We start from the raw sequence: 18,368 nt of genomic DNA, 5'->3' as shown, positions 1-18,368 counted from the left end.
TCGTGCCGGTGGCCATGGAGGAGAAGCTGCGCTTCGCCATCCGCGAGGGCGGCCGCACCGTCGGCGCCGGCGTCGTCGCCGCCATCAACGACTGAGCTCGAGCAAGCATCCTTAGCAGGGCGCGGCGGGGTGAAGGCCTCGCGTACCCCGCCGTCCCTCTCAAGGTTCCAGGATCATGAACGGTCAGAACATCCGCATTCGCCTCAAGGCGTTCGATCACCGCATCCTCGATGCGTCGACCAAGGAGATTGTCTCCACGGCCAAGCGTACGGGCGCGACCATCCGCGGCCCGATCCCGCTCCCGACGCACATCGCCAAGTTCACCGTGAACCGCTCGCCCCACATCGACAAGAAGTCGCGCGAGCAGTTCGAGATGCGCACGCACAAGCGGGTGCTCGATATCGTCGATCCGACGCCTCAGACCGTGGACGCGCTGATGAAGCTCGACCTCGCCGCTGGCGTGGACGTGGAGATCAAGCTCTGAGTCCGCTGAGGACTTAGAGCTTACCGTTTCATCGCGCGAGGGAGAGAACCTATGCGCTCAGGCGTCATCGCACAGAAGGTCGGCATGACCCGCGTCTTCACGGACGCGGGGGAGCATGTCCCCGTCACCGTGCTCAAGATCGATCAGTGCCAGGTGGTTGCCCACCGCACCGTCGAGAAGAACGGCTACGTTGCGCTGCAGGTCGGCGTCGGCAAGGCCAAGGTCAAGAACGTCTCGGCCGCCGAGCGGGGCCGCTTCGCGGTCGCCAAGGTCGAGCCGAAGAAGAAGCTCGCCGAGTTCCGCGTGTCCGAGGACGCGCTGATCCCGGTCGGCGCCGAGATCACCGCGGACCACTTCATCCCCGGCCAGTTCGTGGATGTCACCGGCACCACGACCGGTAAGGGCTTCGCCGGCGGTATCAAGCGCTGGAACTTCGGCGGCCTGCGCGCCACCCACGGCGTGTCGATCTCGCACCGCTCGATCGGTTCGACCGGCGGCCGCCAGGACCCGGGCAAGACCTTCAAGAACAAGAAGATGCCGGGTCACCTCGGCGTCGAGCGGGTCACCACCCAGAACCTGCGCGTCGTGCGCACCGATCCCGAGCGCGGCCTGATCCTGGTCGAGGGCGCGGTCCCGGGCGTCGCCGGCGGCTGGATCCAGATCCGCGACGCGGTGAAGCGCAAGCTCCCCGCCGACGTTCCGCTGCCGGGCAAGTTCCGCGAGAACGGCGCCTCCGCCCCGGCGACCGAGGCCCCTGCGGCTGAGGAGACCGCGTGATGAAGCTCGATATCAAAACCCTCGACGGTGCCGGCGCCGGCTCGGTCGAGCTGAACGAAGAGATCTTCGGCCTGGAGCCGCGCGCCGACCTGCTGCAACGCATGGTCCGCTGGCAGCTCGCCAAGCGGCGCGCCGGTACCCACGCCGTGCAGAACCGCTCGGACGTGAACCGGACCCGCAAGAAGCTCTACAAGCAGAAGGGCACCGGTAACGCCCGCCACGGCGCGGCCTCGGCGCCGCAGTTCCGCGGCGGCGGGCGCGCCTTCGGCCCCGTGCCGCGCGACCACAGCCACGACCTGCCCAAGAAGGTCCGCGCGCTGGCGTTGCGCCACGCCCTGTCGGCCAAGGCCAAGGCCTCGACCCTGATCGTCGTCGACGACATCAAGATCGAGGATCACAAGACCAAGGGTCTCATCGAGCGCTTCGGCAAGATGGGCCTCTCGAACGCGCTGATCATCGGCGGTGCCGAGGTCGACGTGAATTTCGGCCGGGCCGCCCGCGCCATCCCGCAGATCGACGTGCTGCCCGTGCAGGGCATCAACGTCTACGACATCCTGCGCCGCGACACGCTCGTCCTGACGAAGGCTGCCGTCGACGCGCTGGAGGAGCGTTTCAAATGAGTGCCGATCCGCGCCACTACGACATCGTCGTCTCCCCGGTCATCACCGAGAAGGCGACCAACCTGACCGAGCAGAACAAGGTCGTCTTCCGCGTCGCCCCCAAGGCGACGAAGCCTCAGATCAAGGAGGCCGTCGAGAAGCTGTTCGACGTGAAGGTCACGGCCGTGAACACCCTTGTCACCAAGGGTAAGAAGAAGATTTTCCGCGGTCTCCGCGGACAGCGCTCCGACGTGAAGAAGGCGATCGTGACCCTGGCCGAGGGCCACTCGATCGACGTCACGACCGGGCTCTGAGGACGGGATTTAGGGATCCAAGCCGATGGCCTTGAAGACATTCAAACCGGTCACGCCGAGCCTGCGCCAGCTCGTGCTCGTCGACCGCCGTGAGCTCTACAAGGGCAAGCCGGTGAAGGCGCTGACGGAGGGCAAGTCGTCCTCCGGCGGCCGCAACAATCTCGGCCGCATCACCGTCCGCTTCCGCGGCGGCGGCCACAAGCGCGTGCTGCGCAACGTCGATTTCAAGCGTCGCGAGCAGCTCGGCGTCGCCGCCACGGTGGAGCGGATCGAGTACGATCCGAACCGCACGGCGTTCATCGCGCTGATCAACTTCCCCGACGGGAAGCAGAGCTACATCCTGGCCCCGCAGCGCCTGCAGCCGGGCGACAAGGTGGTGGCCGGCGAGAGCGTCGACATCAAGCCGGGCAACGCCGCTCCGGTCGGCTCGATGCCGGTAGGCACGATCGTCCACAATGTCGAGCTGAAGATCGGCAAGGGCGGCGCGATCGCCCGCTCGGCCGGCAACTACGCGCAGATCGTCGGCCGCGACCAGGGCTACGTGACGCTCCGCCTGAACTCGGGCGAGCAGCGCCTGGTCCACGGCCAGTGCTTCGCCAGCGTCGGCGCGGTCTCGAACCCGGACCACATGAACATTTCGCTCGGCAAGGCCGGGCGCAACCGTTGGCTCGGCAAGCGCCCGCACAACCGCGGTGTGGCGATGAACCCGGTCGACCATCCGCACGGCGGCGGCGAGGGTCGCACCTCGGGCGGCCGCAACCCGGTCACGCCCTGGGGTGTGCCCACCAAGGGGAAGAAGACCCGGTCCAACAAGCGGACCGACGTGTTCATCCTGTCCAGCCGCCACAACCGCAAGAAGTAATCGCTATGGCACGCTCTCTCTGGAAGGGGCCGTTCGTCGACGGCTACCTCTTCAAGAAGGCCGAGGCGGCGCGGGGCTCCTCGCGCTCCGAGGTCATCAAGATCTGGAGCCGCCGCTCCACGATCCTCCCGCAGTTCGTCGGGCTCACCTTCGGTGTGCACAACGGGCAGAAGCACATCCCGGTCTACGTCACCGAGGAGATGGTCGGGCACAAGTTCGGCGAGTTCTCGCCGACCCGCACCTTCCCGGGCCACGCGGCCGACAAGAAGGCGAAGAGGCGCTGAGATGGGCAAGCAAGCCACCCCCCGCGCGCTCCCCGAGAACGAGGCGAAGGCCGTCGCGCGCATGCTGCGCGTCAGCCCGCAGAAGCTCAACCTCGTGGCGCAGATGATCCGCGGCAAGAAGGTCGACACGGCGCTCGCCGAGTTGCAGTTCTCGCGCAAGCGGATCTCGACCGAGGTCAAGAAGTGCCTCGAGAGCGCCATCGCCAACGCCGAGAACAACCACGACCTGGACGTCGACGACCTCGTCGTGTCCCAGGCCTTCGTGGGCAAGGCGCTGGTTCTCAAGCGTTTCCACGCCCGCGCCCGCGGCCGCGGCGCGCGCATCCTGAAGCCCTTCTCGAACCTCACCATCGTGGTTCGCGAAGTCCGCCAAGCCGAAGCGGCTTGAGGAGGATCTGATGGGTCAGAAAGTCAACCCGATCGGTCTCCGGCTCGGCATCAACCGGACCTGGGACTCCCGCTGGTTCGCCAACAAGGGCGACTACGCGAAGCTCATGCACGAGGACGTCGCGATCCGCGCCGCCCTCATGAAGCAGCTCAAGCAGGCGGCGGTCTCCAAGATCGTCATCGAGCGCCCGCACCGGAAGTGTCGGGTCACCATCCACTCGGGCCGTCCGGGCGTGGTGATCGGCAAGAAGGGCGCGGACATCGAGAAGCTGCGCAAGCTCGTCGGCACGATGACCAAGGCCGACGTGACCATCAACATCGTCGAGGTGCGCAAGCCCGAGATCGACGCCACCCTGGTGGCCGACTCGATCGCCCAGCAGCTCGAGCGCCGCGTCGCCTTCCGGCGTGCCATGAAGCGGGCCGTGCAGTCGGCCATGCGTCTGGGCGCCGAGGGCATCCGGATCAACTGCTCGGGCCGTCTCGGCGGCGCCGAGATTGCCCGCCAGGAATGGTACCGCGAGGGCCGCGTCCCGCTGCACACGCTGCGCGCCGACGTCGACTACGGCACCGCCACGGCGTTCACGACCTACGGGACCTGCGGCATCAAGGTGTGGGTGTTCAAGGGCGAGATCCTCGAGCACGACCCCATGGCCCAGGACAAGAAGGCCCAGGAAGAGGGCGGCCGCTCTGGCGGACGCCGTGAGCGCGATGGCGAGGGCGGCCGCGAGCGCGGACGCCGCGAGCGCGAGCACGCGTAAGGTAGGAAGCCATGCTGCAACCGAAAAAGACCCGCTTCCGCAAGCAGTTCAAGGGCCGCATCCACGGTGCGGCCAAGGGCGGCTTCGAGCTGAACTTCGGCCAGTTCGGCCTGAAGGCGGTGGAGCCCGAGCGCGTCACCGCCCGTCAGATCGAGGCGGCCCGCCGCGCGATCACCCGCGAGATGAAGCGCCAGGGCCGCGTCTGGATCCGGGTGTTCCCGGACGTCCCGGTGTCGTCGAAGCCGACCGAGGTCCGCATGGGCTCCGGTAAGGGCGCCCCGGATTACTGGGCGGCCCGGGTCCATCCCGGCCGGATCATGTTCGAGGTCGACGGCGTTGCCGAGAACATCGCCAAGGAGGCGCTCCGCCTCGGCGCCGCGAAGCTCCCGATCCGCACGCGGGTCGTCCAGCGCATCGCCGACTGAACGGAGGATATCGTGAAGTCGACCCAGAGACTGTCTGATCTGAAGGCGCTGTCGCCGGATCAGCTGAATGACGAGCTGATCAACCTCAAGAAGGAGCAGTTCAACCTGCGCTTCCAGGGGGCCACCGGCCAGCTCGAGAACGTCGCCCGCGTCCGCGAGGTCCGTCGCGACATCGCCCGTGTCCGGACTCTGCAGCGTTCCAAGACGCTGCAGCAGGCCAAGGGCTGAGGCGGGTTTTAGGAGACAACCATGCCGAAGCGCATCCTGCAGGGCACCGTCGTCAGCGACAAGGGTGAGAAGACCATCGTGGTGAAGGTGGAGCGCCGCTTCACGCACCCGGTGATGAAGAAGACCGTGCGGCGGTCGAAGAACTACCACGCGCACGACGAGGGCAACGTCGCCAAGGTCGGGCAGACGGTGTTCATCGAGGAGTGCCGTCCGTTCTCCAAGACCAAGACCTGGAAGCTGGTCGAGGGCGAGGCCGCCCAGGCCGAGGCCGGCGAGGCCGCCTGATCCTGGGGGCCCGGCGGCTGCGGTCTCCGCGTCCGCCAGGATCCCGCCCGCGGCGTCGCGGGATGGTGCCCCCTCTGGGGTGACCATCCCGGGGATGCCCGGCGACCGGTACGACGAACGCCCGGACGCAATTCGACTCGCGAGAGCCGGATTCGTGCCGGGCGTCGTCGTTTTCGGCCACATGTCTGGCGGTTGGGTTCCGGTCGCGGGCGGGCCGAGCCTGCTGCGGGACCGCGGGCGGCGTCGCCATTGCGGCTGGCGGTCGTCCCGTCCGGCGCGTTGTGTCGGCGTTCGTACGGGTCCTTGCGGCCGATTACCGGATTGGATTGCTGTCGCGGTGCACCCGGGGCTCGAGCCGGGATTTCGTGACTTGCGTCCAGCAAAACGGCGCTCCGGCCTTGCTGGCTGAGAACAAAACGGGTACACAAAGGCGGTGGCGACGCGCGTTGTGAACTGCGTCCAACCCCTTCATAAGGAGCCCGCCAGATGGCCCAGCCCGCATTGAAAGTGGTCGACATGCCCCCGGTGGACAAGGACAAGTCCAAGGCGATCGACGCCGCCCTGTCTCAGATCGAGCGCGCCTTCGGCAAGGGCTCGATCATGCGGCTCGGCAAGAGCGACAAGGTCCAGGAGGTCGAGACCGTCTCGACCGGCTCGCTGGGCCTCGACATCGCGCTCGGCGTCGGCGGCCTACCCCGCGGCCGCGTGATCGAGATCTACGGTCCCGAATCGTCCGGCAAGACGACGCTGGCGCTCCACACGATCGCGGAGGCCCAAAAGAAGGGCGGCGTCTGCGCCTTCGTGGATGCCGAGCACGCTCTGGACCCGGTCTACGCCCGCAAGCTCGGCGTGAACCTCGACGACCTGCTGATCTCCCAGCCCGATACGGGTGAGCAGGCGCTCGAGATCACCGACACGCTGGTGCGCTCGGGCGCCATCGACGTGCTGGTGGTCGATTCGGTGGCCGCGCTGACCCCGCGGGCCGAGATCGAGGGCGAGATGGGCGAGAGCCAGCCGGGCCTCCAGGCCCGCCTGATGAGCCAGGCCCTGCGCAAGCTGACCGGCTCGATCTCGCGCTCGAACTGCATGGTCATCTTCATCAACCAGATCCGGATGAAGATCGGCGTCATGTACGGCAGCCCCGAGACGACCACGGGCGGCAACGCCCTCAAGTTCTACGCCTCGGTGCGCCTCGATATCCGCCGCATCTCGACGCTCAAGGACCGCGACGAGGCGATCGGCAACCAGGTCCGCGTCAAGGTGGTGAAGAACAAGGTCGCGCCGCCCTTCAAGCAGGTCGAGTTCGACATCATGTTCGGCGAGGGCGTGTCGAAGGTCGGCGAGCTGATCGACCTCGGCGTGAAGGCCGGGATCGTCGAGAAGTCGGGCGCCTGGTTCTCGTACAACAGCCAGCGCCTCGGCCAGGGCCGCGAGAACTCGAAGGGCTTCCTGCGCGACAACCCGAAGATCGCGGCCGAGATCGAGGGCTCGATCCGGCAGAATTCCGGTCTGGTCGCCGAGAAGATCCTTGAGAACGCCGCGCCGACGGCGGACGATCTCGACGAGGGCGAGGCCTAGGCCGCGCCGCCGCGCGCCGGCGACGGCGCGCGGTGGACCTGCGACTTTCGAAGATGCGCGGCCCCGGAGTCTCTCCGGGGCCGCTCTTCGTTGAGCGACGGTGACCGGACGCGTGGGGCCGGTCAGTCCGCCATCGTCTTCTTCACGGTCTCGACGAGCTGCTTCAGGCTGAAGGGCTTGGGCAGGAAGTTGAAGGTCTCACCCTCGGGCAGGTTCTTGCGGAACGCGTCCTCGGCGTAGCCGGACACGAAGATGACCTTCAGGTCGGGCTGATGCTTGCGCACCTCCCGCAGGAGCGTCGGGCCGTCCATCTCGGGCATGACCACGTCGGAGACGACGAGATCGATGGTCTGCGCGCCCTCGCGGACGATCGCCAGGGCCTCGAGGCCCGAGGCCGCCTCCAGCACCGTGTAGCCGCGGGCCGAGAGCGCCCGGCTATTGACCGCCCGCACCGGGTCCTCGTCCTCGACGAGCAGGATGGTCCCCTGCCCCGTATGATCGGCGGCGGGCTTGCGCGGCGCCGGCTTGTCGACCTTGGCGGGCGGCGTCTCCCCTTTCGGCACAGCGGCGTCGCCGCCCGCGGCCGGCGCGGTGACCGGCTTGGCGTCCGACCCGGAATCGGGATGGGCGGTGGTGGAAGCCGGCGCGAGCGGCTCCGCGCGCGGCAGTGCCGGCTCGGCCGCCGCGACCGGCACCTCCTCGGGCTCCGCCACGGGCACGTGACGCGGCAGGTAGATGCGGAAGGCCGTGCCCTCCCCGACCTTCGACTGCACGTCGATGGTGCCGCCGGACTGCTTGACGATGCCGAACACCGTCGAGAGCCCGAGGCCGGTGCCCTTGCCGATCTCCTTGGTGGTGAAGAACGGCTCGAAGATCTTCTCCATCAGCTCGGGCGGGATGCCCTGGCCGGTGTCGCGCACCTCGATCAGCACGTGGTCGCCCGCCGGCGCCCCGCCGCGCCCCTCCGCACCGGCGGCCGCCCCCGGATCGGAGACGTTCTCGGTGCGGATCATCAGCTTGCCGCCCTCCGGCATGGCGTCGCGGGCGTTGACCGCGAGATTGACGATCACCTGCTCGAACTGATTGACGTCGGCCTTCACGGGCCAGACCTCGCGGCCGTGCTTCAGCTCCAGGGCGACGCGCTCGCCGAGGAGCCGCTTGAGGAGGAGGGTCAGCTCGGAGAGCGCCTCGCCGACATTCATCACCTCCGGACGCAGGGTCTGTCGGCGGGAGAACGCCAGGAGCTGGCGGACGAGGCCCGCCGCCCGGTTGGCGTTCTGCTTGATCTGCATGATGTCCTGGAAGGCCGGGTCGGTCGGCCGGTGGCTCGCGAGCAGCAGGTCCGAGTAGCCGATGATCGCCTGCAGGACGTTGTTGAAGTCGTGCGCGATGCCGCCGGCGAGCTGGCCGACCGCGTTCATCTTCTGCGCCTGGGCGACCTGCTGCTCGAGCTGACGCTGCGCCGTCGTGTCGAGGGCGTAGAGGATGACCCGCTCGGCCTCGTCGGTCTGCTGGCCGGGATCGCCGCCGTCGGCCGGGCTGAGCCAGACCCGGGCCGAGCGGCCGCCGGGCCCGTTCAACTGGACCTCGATCGGCTCCGGATCGGTCCGACCGCTCGCGGCGCGGGTGAGCCCGGCCTCCAGGGCGGTCCGGTCGGCCACCGAGTCGGCGACGTTGGGCTCGACCCGCGGGACACCCTCCCCGTCCGGGGCGCCGTCGTCGGCCTGCCGCGGGACCGTGCCGAACAGGCGCGTGAACGAGGCGTTGGCGCGGGCGATCCGGCCGCCGCTGTCGAGGGTCGCGATGGCGATCGGCGAGTTGTTGAGGAAGCGGGCGAGCCGGACCTCGGCGGCGCGCTGCGGCTCGTCGGTCTCGGCCCCGGCGGAGCGGTTGATCACGAAGGTCCGCGACGAGCCGGGCTTGCCGTCCTTGCCGAAGGCGACCCGGTGATAGAGCCGGACCGGCAGGGTGTGGCCGTTGCGGCGGCGCAGGTCGAGGTCGAAGCGGTCGGTGCGGACCTCGCCGGGCAGGCCGGCGGTGCGCACGAGCACGTCCGCCTCCGGGGCGATCTCGGTGAGGTGCGGGCCGCCGGGGCCGACGCTGGCGAGGTCGTAGCCGAGCCAGGCCGCCAGGGTCGCGTTCATGTAGACGATGGCGCCGGCCGGATCGATCGACAGGAAGCCCGCCGGGGCGTGGTCGAGATAGTCGATGGCGTGCTGGAGTTCCTGGAAGACGTTCTCCTGCCGCTCGCGCTCGGCGGTGATGTCGGCCACCGTCCAGAGGGAGGCTGCCCGGCGCGGTCGCGCCAGGGGCCGCACCGAGACCCGGTACCAGCCGAAGCCGCGCTCGCCGGCCGTGGGACCGAGGGGCGGCGACATCCGCACCTCCTCGGTATGGGCCCGCGCATCGCGCGAGGCCTGCGACAGGCGGTACACCGCCTCGGAGACCTCCGGCGAGCCGACGAGGATGCGCTCCACCGGCACGAGGTTCGAGAAGGTGTCGCCGCTGGCGATCCGGAGATAGGCCTCGTTGGCGTAGATCAGCCGGCCGCCATCCTCCACGACCAGCTTGCCGTCCGGCGAGGCGTCGACGATGCCCTTGGTGATGTCGTCCCGGGCGGCGCTGCCGCTGAGCTGGAGCGCCCCGATGGCGAGGGCGAACAGGAAGAACACGCCCGCCATGGCCAGCAGGGCCAGCAGCCAGACGATCAGCGACTGGGCCTGCTCGTTGGCCACGAAGGACAGGCCGATGGCCGCGCCGACCAGCAGGCCGGCGAGCACGAGGAGCAGGCCGACCCGGCCCGGCTGTTCCGAGCGGTCGATCGAGCCCGTTCCCAGCAGGGACGAGGCCTGCGCGACCGGGGGACCCGAATTCTGCGGGCCCGCGGCGGGCGCCGGAGGTCCAGTGACGTCGGCCATCGGCTTCATTCCAGAACAGTCACCCGGTTAGTCCGCCGGCCATATCAGGACATGCGGGGCGCGGCATCAGTCTCGTCGCGCCAAGCCTTGACACAGCCTCGCGAAAAAAGGTGGAGGAAGCGTGGCTTTCGCCCCACCGGGCGTTCGGCGAGACGGCGCGGCGCGCGGATCGCGCGGGGCTACGCTGCCCGTCTCCGCAGGCGCAGCACGAACCCGATGACCTCCGCCACCGCGCGATAGTGCTCGGCCGGGATCTCCCGGTCGATCTCCACGGTGGCGTGGAGCGCCCGGGCGAGCGGCGGGTTCTCGATCACCGCGACGCCGTGCTCGGCCGCCACCGCGCGGATGCGCAGGGCGAGCGCGTCGACGCCCTTGGCGACGCAGACCGGCGCGGCCATGCCGGTCTCGTAGCGCAGCGCCACCGCGTAGTGGGTGGGGTTCGTCACCACGACGGTGGCGGTGGGGACCGCGGCCATCATGCGCTTCTTCACCCGGGCCATCCGGAGCTGCTTCAGGCGCCCCTTCACCTCGGGATTGCCCTCCGACTCCTTCATCTCCTGCTTGAGCTCCTCCTTCGACATCCGGTGGCGCTTGCGCCAGCGGAACCGCGCGTAGAGCGCGTCACCGAGGGTGATCGCGAGGTGCATGCACAGCATGCCGGCGAGCAGCTTCAGGCTGAGGGACAGGATCGCCGGCATGGAGGCGGCCGGGTCCAACTGGGCGAACACTTCCAGCCGGTCGCGGTCGTTCCACAGCATCACCGCGCCGACCACGCCCACGGCGGCGATCTTCGCGAGCCCCTTGCCGAACTGGAACAGGGCCTCGACGCCGAGGAGCCGCTTCACGCCCGCCATCGGCGAGAGGCGCGAGAATTTCGGCATCAGCGTCTCGGCGGAGAAGACCAGCGGGTGCTGCAGGAGCCCCGCGGCCAGCCCGGCCACGACCGCCAGCCCGACCGGCACCGCCACCGCCTGAAGCCACAGCCACAGGCCGCGCGTCATGGCCACCTTCATGGCCGTGGCGTCGTCCGGGAGGGTATGGGCGTTGGCGAGGAAGGCCTTGAGCCCGTGCAACAGGTTCGTGGCGATGGTCGGGGCCGCGACCAGCAGCGCCAGGGTGAACGCGGCCAGTATCGCGAAGGTGTTGATCTCGGTGCTGGTCGCGACGTCGCCGCGCTCGATCGCCTGATCGAGCCGTCGTTGGGACGGCTCCTCGGTCTTGTCCTCGTCGTCGGTATCGTCGGCCATCGCGCGTCGGGCTCAGAGCGGGGACATCGTCGGGGTATGGGCGATCCGGCCGCTCAGCGGCCGACGTAATCCCCGAGATACCGGCCCAGGTCGTCCAGGAAGACGCCCATCATGACGCCGAGGCAGCCCATCAGCAGCAGCATGCCGATCAGCACCGAGGCCGGGACCGCCAGGAAGAACACCTGCATCTGGGGCATCAGCCGCGACAGCACGCCGAGACCCAGGTTGAACAGGATCCCGAAGGCGATGAATGGGCCGGCGATCTGCACCGCCAGGGTGAAGCCCCGGGCCAGCGCCTTCGTGGCCAGCATCAGCGCGTCCGAGAAGGACGGCACGCCGTCGGGGGGCAGCACCACGTAGCTGCGGGCCACGCCCTCGATGGCGAGATGGTGCAGGTCCGCGGCGAAGATCAGCGTGATCCCGAGCAACGACAGGAAGTTGCCGATCGCCACCTGCTGGCCGCCCTGGCTCGGATCCACCGTCATCGCGTAGGACAGCCCGACCTGCGCCGAGATGATCACCCCGGCGGTCTGAAGGGCGGCGAGGATCATCCGCACCGTGAGGCCGAGCACCAGCCCGATGATCGTCTCGCCGAACAGGAGCCCGATCAGCCGCGGGCCGGCCACGCCCTCCGTGCCGCCGAGCAGCGGGCGCACGGTCGGGAACAGCACCAGGGACGTGAGCAGCGCGAAGGCGAGGCGCAGGCGCGGCGACACCGTCTGCTCGCCGATCCCCGGCATCAGCATGATCAGCGTGCCGATGCGCGCGAAGGTGATCAGGTAGGCCGAGGCGATGCCGGGCAGGAGCAGGTTCATCGCGGCCCCTATGGCACGCGGGGGCCGGGCCTGTCCCGGCCGGCGGGCGCATCAGCCGCCGGCCGCGATGCGGGCGGCGATGCGGGTCATGTAGCCGGCCATGGCGTCGCCCATGAAGGGCAGCATCAGCAGGAGCGCGGCGAACACCGCCACGACCTTGGGCACGTAGATCAGCGTCTGCTCCTGGATCTGCGTCAGGGCCTGGACCAGGGACACGGCGAGGCCGACCGCGAGCGCGACCAGCATCAGGGGCCCAGCCACCTTGAGGAACACGAAGATGCCGTCGCGGGCGATGTCGAGGATGGCGAGGCCGGTCATGGGGGTGCGATCTGTGCGGGGGGAGCGGGCGGCGAAACGGTCGGCCGGTCAGATCTGCATCCGCATGATCTCCTCGTAGGCGGAGATCATGCGGTCGCGCACCGCCACCATGGTCTGCAGGGCGGTCTCGCTCTCGGCGACCGCGGTGACCACGTCCACGACGTTGGCCTTGCCGGCGGCCGCGGAGACGGCCTGGGAATCGGCCCGACGGCCGGCATCGCCGACGCTGTCCAGGGTCTGCCCGAGCATCTGCATGAAGTCGGTGCCGGTGCCGGTCGTCGGCTGCACCCGGGGGGCGGGCCGGCCGCCGGCGAGGCCCTGGACGGCCGCGTAGGCACCCGCCGCGAAGTTGCTCGAAGCCATCGCCATGCGTCCTTGCTAAGCGGTCCTGCCGCGGGCTTCGGGGGTCACTTCAGGATGCCGAGGGTCTGCGCCAGCATCTTGCGGGTGGCGCTGATCATGTTGAGGTTCGCCTCGTAGGAGCGCTGGGCCTCCCGCAGGTCCATGTTCTCGATCAGCGCGTTGACGTTGGGCATCTGCACCACGCCCTGGGCGTCGGCCGCGGGGTTGCCGGGCTCGTACTTGGTCCGGAAGGCCGACGGGTCGCGCCTGACGCGCCCCGCCTCGACGAGCTTGGCACCGGTCTCGTCGTCGAGGTGGCTGGTGAAGGTCGGGATCTTGCGGCGGTAGGGCTGTGCCCCGGCGGAGGCCGGCGCGGAATCGGCGTTGGCGATGTTCTCGGCGATGATGCGCATCCGGCCCGACTGGGCCTTGAGGCCCGCGGCCGCCACCGCCAGCGACTTCGTGAATTCCATGGCTCAGGACCCTCCCGCTGCCGCGACCCCGCGGCCGTCGGCGCTCCACATTCGGCCGTCGCGCGTCAGCTCTTGCCGATCGCGATCTTCAGGGTGGTCAGGCTGTGCTGGTACAGCGAGGCGGCGAGCTGGTAGTCCGCCTGGTTCTCGCCGGCCTTCATCATCTCGTCCTCGAGGTTGACGCCGTTGCCGCTGGGCCGGACCTCGAAGCCCTTGGCGCGCTTGGAGTCGGCTCCGACCGTCTGGCCAGGCGGCGCCATGTGGCCCGCGCTCGTGAGCGTCAGGCCGGAGCCGCTGGTGGCGAGGGCGCCGGTCGTCCGATCGAAGCGCGGCTCCACGAGGTCGCGGGGCTTGAACCCCGGCATGTCGGCGTTGGCGACGTTCTCGGCGATCACGCCCTGGCGCGCCTGCGCCCATTGCATCCGCGTGCGCAGCATGCTCAGCACGGGCAGATCGGTGAGGGCCATGGTCGCCTCCGGGATGGCGTGGCCGCGCCGGGACGAGCGGGCTCGGCAAAATCTGCCGCCTGCATGGTTAACGGCGCGTTAAGCCCGATCTCCGGGTCGGCCGGTGCCCGCGTCAGCTCGCGCCACGGGGGGAGTGAACTCCCGGTTCGGCCAGGCCGGCGGCGCAGTCCCGACCTATTGTCTTGCGCGCGCTCAATTAAAAGGTCTGTTAACGAACTCGCAACGTTAAGTCGTTGGACTTAATAAGGAACATTCCCGCGGTCTTCGATAGTCACACCCACACATCGGATGATGTGACCGGCATCAACCAATCAGCCTAAGAGATCTCTCGGTAGCAAGGCTCGCGACTCCGCCGCGCGTCTCTTACATTTCCCGCTGAACGACGCTGGGCATGCCGCGCTCGTAGCGCTCCTCATGCAGTTCGCTCCGGTCGAGACCAATGAGGCAATCATCTTGGATGGTGACCGCCTGCCCCGCAGCTTCATGCTGTTCAGCTTGATCGCGTGCTCGTTTAAGGCAGCCCACGTGGGCATCATCGTCTGTTGACGAGCTGCCACGTCGCCGGGGGCGTGCCGAAATTCGACAGCCTGTTGCCAGAGGTGCACGACGTGAACATCAGGGATCGGTCCCAACCAGACAGGAAAGCGAATGACCGGCTCGGAGCCCGATTTGCAAAAAATTTGCAAATCGGGCTCATAGAAGGGTGCTTGTATCTAGGTTTGCGGCCATGTTGATTCGGTTCGGTGCTGCCAACAGCAGCTCCATCAAAGACTATCAAGAATTATCGCTGGTGGCGTCATCACTGACGGATACAGGCGTTGATCTAATAGAGCCGGATGGGCTCAAAGATAAAATCTTGCCATTTGTTATGATCTACGGCGCTAACGCGGCCGGCAAGACTAACCTTATTGCTGCGTTATCTCATATGGCCGATCAGGTGCAGCATTCGTATACTGGGCTTCAACCAGGAGCGAAAATTCCTCGCTCAACGTTCAAGCTGGACCCCGACACCCAATCTGGAGTTTCTCGCAACGACTGCGATTTCATGCTGGATGGCGTGAGGTATCATTACGGATTTACGTATAACGACGAGACATATATTGAAGAATGGCTTTATGCTTACCCTGAACGTGTTCGGCAAACTTGGTTCTATCGCCGCCCCGGTGAGCCATTTATTTTCGGAAAGAACCTTAAGGGCCGAAATCGAGCGATTGAAGATTTAACAAGATCAAATTCTCTCTTTCTATCGACTGCTGCGCAGAATAATCATCCGCAGCTATCGGCCGTTTATCAATTTTTTTCAAAGTCGTTACATTTCGCGATGGATCCGTTCGCAAACGAGTACAACGTTGCTCGCGTCCTTGTGGAGCGTCAGGACGACAAAAGGATCATTGAATTTCTAAGATTGGCGGATGTCGGAATTAACGACATCCGATTTGAGCCTGCTCGAAGAAAAAATCAGCCGGACGATTTCATGGAAGACCTAAAGGCATTCATGAAAAAGCATGCAGGCGGCTTCAGTCTCGAAGAGGAGAATTTGAAGGTGCCTTTGCTTGGTCATTCTGACAGCAATGGTATGTCTCATTTCTTCCGTCTGTCTGACGAGAGTCGCGGCACACTTCGCTTGATCTCGCTAATTGCACCTGTGCTCGAAGCTCTGGATACCGGTGGTGTATTTGTGGTCGATGAGATTGATGCAAGCCTCCATACTCTTTTGGCGCTCAAGATAGTTGAGCTGTTCTCCAATCGATCTACAAATCCAAATGGCGGACAGTTAATCTCAACAACTCATGACACAAACATACTCTGTTCAAAGAACATTAGAAGAGATCAGATATGGTTCGCAGAGAAAGAACATGGAGGAAACACAGTATTATATCCACTTAGTGATCTGAAAATAAGAAAATCTGATAATATTGAACGCGGATATATCCAGGGCCGTTTTGGCGCAATCCCATTCTTTGGTTCCATCGAGCAAATGATCAGCACCAATGAGCAGACCCGCTAAAGCCCGTGTGGTGCCGCCGAAACTATCTCGTCGCCGAGCAATGCTGAGGCCAAAATTTCGAATTGTGGCTGTGTGCGAAGGAAGGAATACCGAGCCCCAATATCTCGCAGAATTTTGCCGAGATCACGGGAATGGACTTGTGCAGATCCGTACTGTCGGCGGCGTTGGTGTGCCGCAGACGGTTGTCGCAGAAGCTTCGAAAATACTACAGGAGATGCGCCGATCAAAAAGTGATAGTTTTGAGAGGTTCGACCAGTGCTGGGCGATATTTGATCATGACAATCATCCGCATGTCGAGCAGCACGTCAGGAACGCTCGCGCCGGCGGACTTATGGTGGCATTCTCCAACCCGTGCATTGAGCTTTGGGGTGTGCTCCATTTTGGGGAATATGGTCGCCCAGCACGGGGGCATGTTGTCCAAGATGCATTGAAAGTTTTGATGCCGAGTTATGACCCACATGGATCAAAACTCTTTGATTATGAGCTGATGCGGCTTGGATATCGGGAGGCCGTCAAGCGCGCGAAGCGGTTAGTCAAAGAGGCCGAAAAGCTAGGTGCTCCCCTTGGCAATCCGCACACAAATTTCTATGAATTGACTGAGATCATTCGAATTAATGGAATTTCGATCAAGGCGAGGACAGATGACATATAAGCCGCCTGTCCGGGCCTTCGCTTTTCTCAACTAGCAAAGCGAATTTACGGATTGATCTTAACTGCATATGCGGCGTTCGTGTAGATGCCAGGCAACGAGGCCGACCCGATTATGGAGGCGGTACGGCGCTGTGAGCCGCTGGCGTCGCGCTCGCGCCGACCGGCGACAAGCTCGATCAGTGGCGGATCTGCGATTTCATCTTCTCCGGCGCCGAGCTGTGGCGCCTAGCAGCGAGCCGCCGGCTGGTCGTTGATGGAGACGCGCGGTAGCCCAGCGCCATGCCTAAGGTCCCATCGCCTCGGGGCGCCCGGCCGCGCCAGGATATCCGCCCGCGCGTGCTGGCGGCGCTAACGTCCGAGCCGTCCACCGCCACCGAGATTGCTGAGCGTGCCGGGATCCCCGGCCGAGAGCGCGCCATGCACGCCGCCCGCGCGCTGGCGCGCCTGGAGGCCGATGGCCTCGCCATCAGTGAGTTGCGCCGGAACGTCACCCGGTGGCGGACAGCCGGCAATGCGTCGCCTCAGGCGTAGGCGACCGGCAACTCGCCCACATGCGTCGTGTAGCGCGGCGTGCGCATCTCGAACTTCGTGTTCCAGTCGCGTCTGGTGACCAGCCCCGCGCGCGCCGGCACCACCGCGCCGCGTCCCCAGCGCGCGTTGCACGCGTCCATCGCCGCCATCAGCGGGCCCGAGCGCGCCCGGTCCAGCGCGCCGATCAGCGCCCGCGGGCTGTGCGACAGCGGCACGAGGTCGTTCGTAACGATCCCGGCCTTGCTGTACCGCCACGGCCGCTCACCCGGATCGCGCCAGGTCTTGGCCACCCCGTGCCGCGCCGCCTTGATCAGCGCCAGAGTGTCCGAGCTGTGCTCCGGCAGCTGCACCGTCGTCGAGACGGAGCGCATCGGCTCGTCCCGGTCGTGCTCGCTCGTGTGGTAAAAGACCGTGACGTGATTGGTGCCCAACCCTTCCCGCCGCAGCTTCTCGCCGAGCCGCGTCGCGTGCGCCGCCACCGCCTCCTCCAGCACCGCCCGCTCGGTGATGCGGCTGGAGAACGAGCGCGTCACCGCGCAGCCCTTCCGCCGCGCCGGCACCATCTCCAGCGGCAGGCAGGCCGCGCCGCGCAGCTCGTAGATGATCCGCTCGCCCACCACGGTCAGGCCCTTGCGCACCGGTCGCGGGTCGAGGTCGCGCAGGTCCGCCACGCTCTCCACGCCCATCGCCTCGAGCTTGGCGAGCGACGCCCGGCCGATGCCCCAGACCTCGGCGACGTCGATCCGGCACAGCCAGTGTGCGTAGGCCACCGGATCGGTGAGGTCGCACACGCCCTCCAGCACCGGCACGGTCTTGGCGATATGGTTGGCGAGCTTGGCCAACGTCTTGGTCGAGCCGATGCCGACGCAGGTCGGGATCCCGGTCCAGGCCCGCACCGTGGCGCGCAGGTCCCGGGCGAGTTCGACCCGCAAGGCCGGCGCCACATCCGACAGGTTCAGAAAGCTCTCGTCGATGGAGTAGATCTCCACCTGCGGGCTGAACTGCCGGTAGACCGCGTTGGTCCGCCCCGACATGTCGCCGTAGAGGGTGTAGTTCGACGAGAACACCCGCACGCCCTGCGCCCGACACATCTCGCGGATCTTGAAGTACGGGTCGCCCATCTTGATGCCGAGCGCCTTGGCCTCGCTGGTGCGGGCGATGGCGCAGCCGTCGTTGTTCGAGAGCACGATCACCGGCACAGCGGCGAGCTTCGGGTCGAACACGCGCTCGCACGAGCAGTAGAAGCTGTTGCCGTCGATCAGCGCCACGGCGCGCCCTCCGCCGATCCGGTCGCGTCGGCGGGCCTCCGGCGTGCTCACAAGAGCTGCCCGCGGGCGACGTGCCAGCGGATCGAGAAGCGGACCACGCCCCAGATCACGCCCTCGCCGAGCTCATCGACCGCGAAGGCCGGCAGATCCGGGTTGCAGAAGGCGAGCCGCGCGACGTTGCCGTCGATCACGAGGCGCTTGCAGCTCATCTGGCCGTCAATCGCCGCGACGACGATGCTGCCGTGGCCCGCCTTGAGGCTGCGGTCGACGCAGGCGAGGTCGCGATCGTAGATGCCGGCGCCCTCCATGGACGAGCCGGCGAAGCGGTGGCACGCGGGATGGAGCGCCG

Annotated in this window: 22 protein-coding genes and 2 pseudogenes; 15 read left to right on the top strand and 9 right to left on the bottom strand. The window is 66.8% G+C overall.

Features of this window, described 5'->3' with window-relative positions; genetic code table 11:
- The 13 genes and pseudogenes from ACQKQD_RS26015 to recA form a co-directional block, all read left to right on the top strand.
- Positions 1–95 (top strand): annotated as a pseudogene (locus ACQKQD_RS26015) (EF-Tu/IF-2/RF-3 family GTPase); the annotation flags it as partial.
- An 80-nt stretch (positions 96–175) separates the two neighbouring features.
- A complete protein-coding gene (gene rpsJ / locus ACQKQD_RS26010; protein WP_007569268.1) occupies positions 176–484 on the top strand; it encodes a 30S ribosomal protein S10 in 309 nt (102 codons plus the stop codon).
- A gap of 51 nt (positions 485–535) precedes the next feature.
- Positions 536–1,261: a 50S ribosomal protein L3 gene (gene rplC / locus ACQKQD_RS26005; RefSeq protein WP_020094259.1), complete on the top strand. Its 726-nt coding sequence runs from the start codon at positions 536–538 to the stop codon at positions 1,259–1,261.
- Positions 1,261–1,881, top strand: a complete 621-nt coding sequence (gene rplD / locus ACQKQD_RS26000; protein ID WP_020094258.1) for a 50S ribosomal protein L4 — start codon at positions 1,261–1,263, stop codon at positions 1,879–1,881. Before rplC ends, rplD begins: the two co-directional genes overlap by 1 nt.
- Positions 1,878–2,174, top strand: a complete 297-nt coding sequence (locus tag ACQKQD_RS25995; RefSeq protein ID WP_020094257.1) for a 50S ribosomal protein L23 — start codon at positions 1,878–1,880, stop codon at positions 2,172–2,174. The genes rplD and ACQKQD_RS25995 overlap by 4 nt, the downstream gene beginning before the upstream one ends.
- A 25-nt stretch (positions 2,175–2,199) precedes the next feature.
- Positions 2,200–3,036 carry a 50S ribosomal protein L2 gene (gene rplB / locus ACQKQD_RS25990; RefSeq protein ID WP_020094256.1) on the top strand — a complete coding sequence of 279 codons (837 nt, stop codon included), beginning with the start codon at positions 2,200–2,202 and terminating at the stop codon, positions 3,034–3,036.
- A 5-nt stretch (positions 3,037–3,041) separates the two neighbouring features.
- On the top strand, positions 3,042–3,320 hold the full coding sequence (rpsS, locus tag ACQKQD_RS25985) for a 30S ribosomal protein S19 (RefSeq protein WP_012319190.1): 279 nt from the start codon (positions 3,042–3,044) through the stop codon (positions 3,318–3,320).
- 1 nt (position 3,321) lies between these two features.
- Complete coding sequence (rplV, locus tag ACQKQD_RS25980) at positions 3,322–3,708, top strand: 50S ribosomal protein L22 (RefSeq protein WP_012319191.1); 387 nt, start codon at positions 3,322–3,324, stop codon at positions 3,706–3,708.
- A gap of 10 nt (positions 3,709–3,718) precedes the next feature.
- Positions 3,719–4,465: a 30S ribosomal protein S3 gene (gene rpsC / locus ACQKQD_RS25975; RefSeq protein WP_012319192.1), complete on the top strand. Its 747-nt coding sequence runs from the start codon at positions 3,719–3,721 to the stop codon at positions 4,463–4,465.
- A gap of 11 nt (positions 4,466–4,476) precedes the next feature.
- Positions 4,477–4,890, top strand: a complete 414-nt coding sequence (rplP, locus tag ACQKQD_RS25970; RefSeq protein ID WP_012319193.1) for a 50S ribosomal protein L16 — start codon at positions 4,477–4,479, stop codon at positions 4,888–4,890.
- Between the two features lie 12 nt (positions 4,891–4,902).
- Positions 4,903–5,118: a 50S ribosomal protein L29 gene (rpmC, locus tag ACQKQD_RS25965; RefSeq protein WP_020094255.1), complete on the top strand. Its 216-nt coding sequence runs from the start codon at positions 4,903–4,905 to the stop codon at positions 5,116–5,118.
- A 21-nt stretch (positions 5,119–5,139) separates the two neighbouring features.
- On the top strand, positions 5,140–5,403 hold the full coding sequence (gene rpsQ / locus ACQKQD_RS25960; RefSeq protein WP_020094254.1) for a 30S ribosomal protein S17: 264 nt from the start codon (positions 5,140–5,142) through the stop codon (positions 5,401–5,403).
- A 516-nt stretch (positions 5,404–5,919) separates the two neighbouring features.
- Positions 5,920–6,981 carry a recombinase RecA gene (gene recA, locus ACQKQD_RS25955; RefSeq protein WP_373866322.1) on the top strand — a complete coding sequence of 354 codons (1,062 nt, stop codon included), beginning with the start codon at positions 5,920–5,922 and terminating at the stop codon, positions 6,979–6,981.
- Between the two features lie 122 nt (positions 6,982–7,103).
- Here recA and ACQKQD_RS25950 read toward each other — a convergent pair whose 3' ends face one another.
- From ACQKQD_RS25950 to flgB, 7 genes are all read right to left on the bottom strand, one after another.
- Positions 7,104–9,899 carry an ATP-binding protein gene (locus ACQKQD_RS25950; protein WP_427509949.1) on the bottom strand — a complete coding sequence of 932 codons (2,796 nt, stop codon included), beginning with the start codon at positions 9,897–9,899 and terminating at the stop codon, positions 7,104–7,106.
- Positions 9,900–10,078: 179 nt separating this feature from the next.
- Positions 10,079–11,146: a flagellar biosynthesis protein FlhB gene (gene flhB / locus ACQKQD_RS25945; RefSeq protein ID WP_427509948.1), complete on the bottom strand. Its 1,068-nt coding sequence runs from the start codon at positions 11,144–11,146 to the stop codon at positions 10,079–10,081.
- A gap of 53 nt (positions 11,147–11,199) precedes the next feature.
- On the bottom strand, positions 11,200–11,961 hold the full coding sequence (fliR, locus tag ACQKQD_RS25940) for a flagellar biosynthetic protein FliR (protein ID WP_042675345.1): 762 nt from the start codon (positions 11,959–11,961) through the stop codon (positions 11,200–11,202).
- Positions 11,962–12,012: 51 nt separating this feature from the next.
- Positions 12,013–12,279, bottom strand: a complete 267-nt coding sequence (fliQ, locus tag ACQKQD_RS25935) for a flagellar biosynthesis protein FliQ (RefSeq protein ID WP_012319200.1) — start codon at positions 12,277–12,279, stop codon at positions 12,013–12,015.
- Between the two features lie 48 nt (positions 12,280–12,327).
- The gene (gene fliE / locus ACQKQD_RS25930; protein WP_012319201.1) at positions 12,328–12,642 is read right to left on the bottom strand and encodes a flagellar hook-basal body complex protein FliE; all 315 of its coding nucleotides are present in this window, start codon (positions 12,640–12,642) and stop codon (positions 12,328–12,330) included.
- 44 nt (positions 12,643–12,686) lie between these two features.
- Positions 12,687–13,094: a flagellar basal body rod protein FlgC gene (flgC, locus tag ACQKQD_RS25925; RefSeq protein ID WP_020094248.1), complete on the bottom strand. Its 408-nt coding sequence runs from the start codon at positions 13,092–13,094 to the stop codon at positions 12,687–12,689.
- Positions 13,095–13,159: 65 nt separating this feature from the next.
- A complete protein-coding gene (gene flgB, locus ACQKQD_RS25920; protein ID WP_427509947.1) occupies positions 13,160–13,561 on the bottom strand; it encodes a flagellar basal body rod protein FlgB in 402 nt (133 codons plus the stop codon).
- A gap of 727 nt (positions 13,562–14,288) precedes the next feature.
- Between flgB and ACQKQD_RS25915 the strand changes: the two genes are divergently transcribed.
- The gene (locus ACQKQD_RS25915) at positions 14,289–15,569 is read left to right on the top strand and encodes an AAA family ATPase (RefSeq protein ID WP_427509946.1); all 1,281 of its coding nucleotides are present in this window, start codon (positions 14,289–14,291) and stop codon (positions 15,567–15,569) included.
- Positions 15,553–16,221, top strand: a complete 669-nt coding sequence (locus tag ACQKQD_RS25910) for an RloB family protein (protein ID WP_427509945.1) — start codon at positions 15,553–15,555, stop codon at positions 16,219–16,221. The genes ACQKQD_RS25915 and ACQKQD_RS25910 overlap by 17 nt, the downstream gene beginning before the upstream one ends.
- Before the next feature lie 520 nt (positions 16,222–16,741).
- Here the strand turns inward: ACQKQD_RS25910 and ACQKQD_RS25905 are convergent.
- Both ACQKQD_RS25905 and ACQKQD_RS25900 read right to left on the bottom strand, forming a co-directional pair.
- Positions 16,742–18,070 (bottom strand): Y-family DNA polymerase, encoded by a 1,329-nt coding sequence (locus tag ACQKQD_RS25905; RefSeq protein WP_427509944.1) that lies wholly within the window; start codon positions 18,068–18,070, stop codon positions 16,742–16,744.
- Positions 18,067–18,345: pseudogene (locus ACQKQD_RS25900) on the bottom strand (LexA family protein); the annotation flags it as partial. The pseudogene ACQKQD_RS25900 and the gene ACQKQD_RS25905, both read right to left, overlap by 4 nt.
- Between the last annotated feature and the right edge of the window lie 23 nt (positions 18,346–18,368).

The sequence above is a fragment of the Methylobacterium sp. NPDC080182 genome, assembly GCF_050281105.1.
Classification (GTDB): Bacteria; Pseudomonadota; Alphaproteobacteria; order Rhizobiales; family Beijerinckiaceae; genus Methylobacterium.
This window is presented reverse-complemented; position numbering and strand designations above follow the sequence as displayed.

Coding starts and splice junctions, on each gene's coding strand:
- rpsJ (WP_007569268.1), top strand. CDS start 176: ATGAACGGTCAGAACATCCGCATTCGCCTCAAGGCGTTCGATCACCGC.
- rplC (WP_020094259.1), top strand. CDS start 536: ATGCGCTCAGGCGTCATCGCACAGAAGGTCGGCATGACCCGCGTCTTC.
- rplD (WP_020094258.1), top strand. CDS start 1,261: ATGAAGCTCGATATCAAAACCCTCGACGGTGCCGGCGCCGGCTCGGTC.
- ACQKQD_RS25995 (WP_020094257.1), top strand. CDS start 1,878: ATGAGTGCCGATCCGCGCCACTACGACATCGTCGTCTCCCCGGTCATC.
- rplB (WP_020094256.1), top strand. CDS start 2,200: ATGGCCTTGAAGACATTCAAACCGGTCACGCCGAGCCTGCGCCAGCTC.
- rpsS (WP_012319190.1), top strand. CDS start 3,042: ATGGCACGCTCTCTCTGGAAGGGGCCGTTCGTCGACGGCTACCTCTTC.
- rplV (WP_012319191.1), top strand. CDS start 3,322: ATGGGCAAGCAAGCCACCCCCCGCGCGCTCCCCGAGAACGAGGCGAAG.
- rpsC (WP_012319192.1), top strand. CDS start 3,719: ATGGGTCAGAAAGTCAACCCGATCGGTCTCCGGCTCGGCATCAACCGG.
- rplP (WP_012319193.1), top strand. CDS start 4,477: ATGCTGCAACCGAAAAAGACCCGCTTCCGCAAGCAGTTCAAGGGCCGC.
- rpsQ (WP_020094254.1), top strand. CDS start 5,140: ATGCCGAAGCGCATCCTGCAGGGCACCGTCGTCAGCGACAAGGGTGAG.
- recA (WP_373866322.1), top strand. CDS start 5,920: ATGCCCCCGGTGGACAAGGACAAGTCCAAGGCGATCGACGCCGCCCTG.
- ACQKQD_RS25950 (WP_427509949.1), bottom strand. CDS start 9,899: ATGGCCGACGTCACTGGACCTCCGGCGCCCGCCGCGGGCCCGCAGAAT.
- flhB (WP_427509948.1), bottom strand. CDS start 11,146: ATGGCCGACGATACCGACGACGAGGACAAGACCGAGGAGCCGTCCCAA.
- fliR (WP_042675345.1), bottom strand. CDS start 11,961: ATGAACCTGCTCCTGCCCGGCATCGCCTCGGCCTACCTGATCACCTTC.
- fliQ (WP_012319200.1), bottom strand. CDS start 12,279: ATGACCGGCCTCGCCATCCTCGACATCGCCCGCGACGGCATCTTCGTG.
- fliE (WP_012319201.1), bottom strand. CDS start 12,642: ATGGCTTCGAGCAACTTCGCGGCGGGTGCCTACGCGGCCGTCCAGGGC.
- flgC (WP_020094248.1), bottom strand. CDS start 13,094: ATGGAATTCACGAAGTCGCTGGCGGTGGCGGCCGCGGGCCTCAAGGCC.
- flgB (WP_427509947.1), bottom strand. CDS start 13,561: ATGGCCCTCACCGATCTGCCCGTGCTGAGCATGCTGCGCACGCGGATG.
- ACQKQD_RS25915 (WP_427509946.1), top strand. CDS start 14,289: ATGTTGATTCGGTTCGGTGCTGCCAACAGCAGCTCCATCAAAGACTAT.
- ACQKQD_RS25910 (WP_427509945.1), top strand. CDS start 15,553: ATGAGCAGACCCGCTAAAGCCCGTGTGGTGCCGCCGAAACTATCTCGT.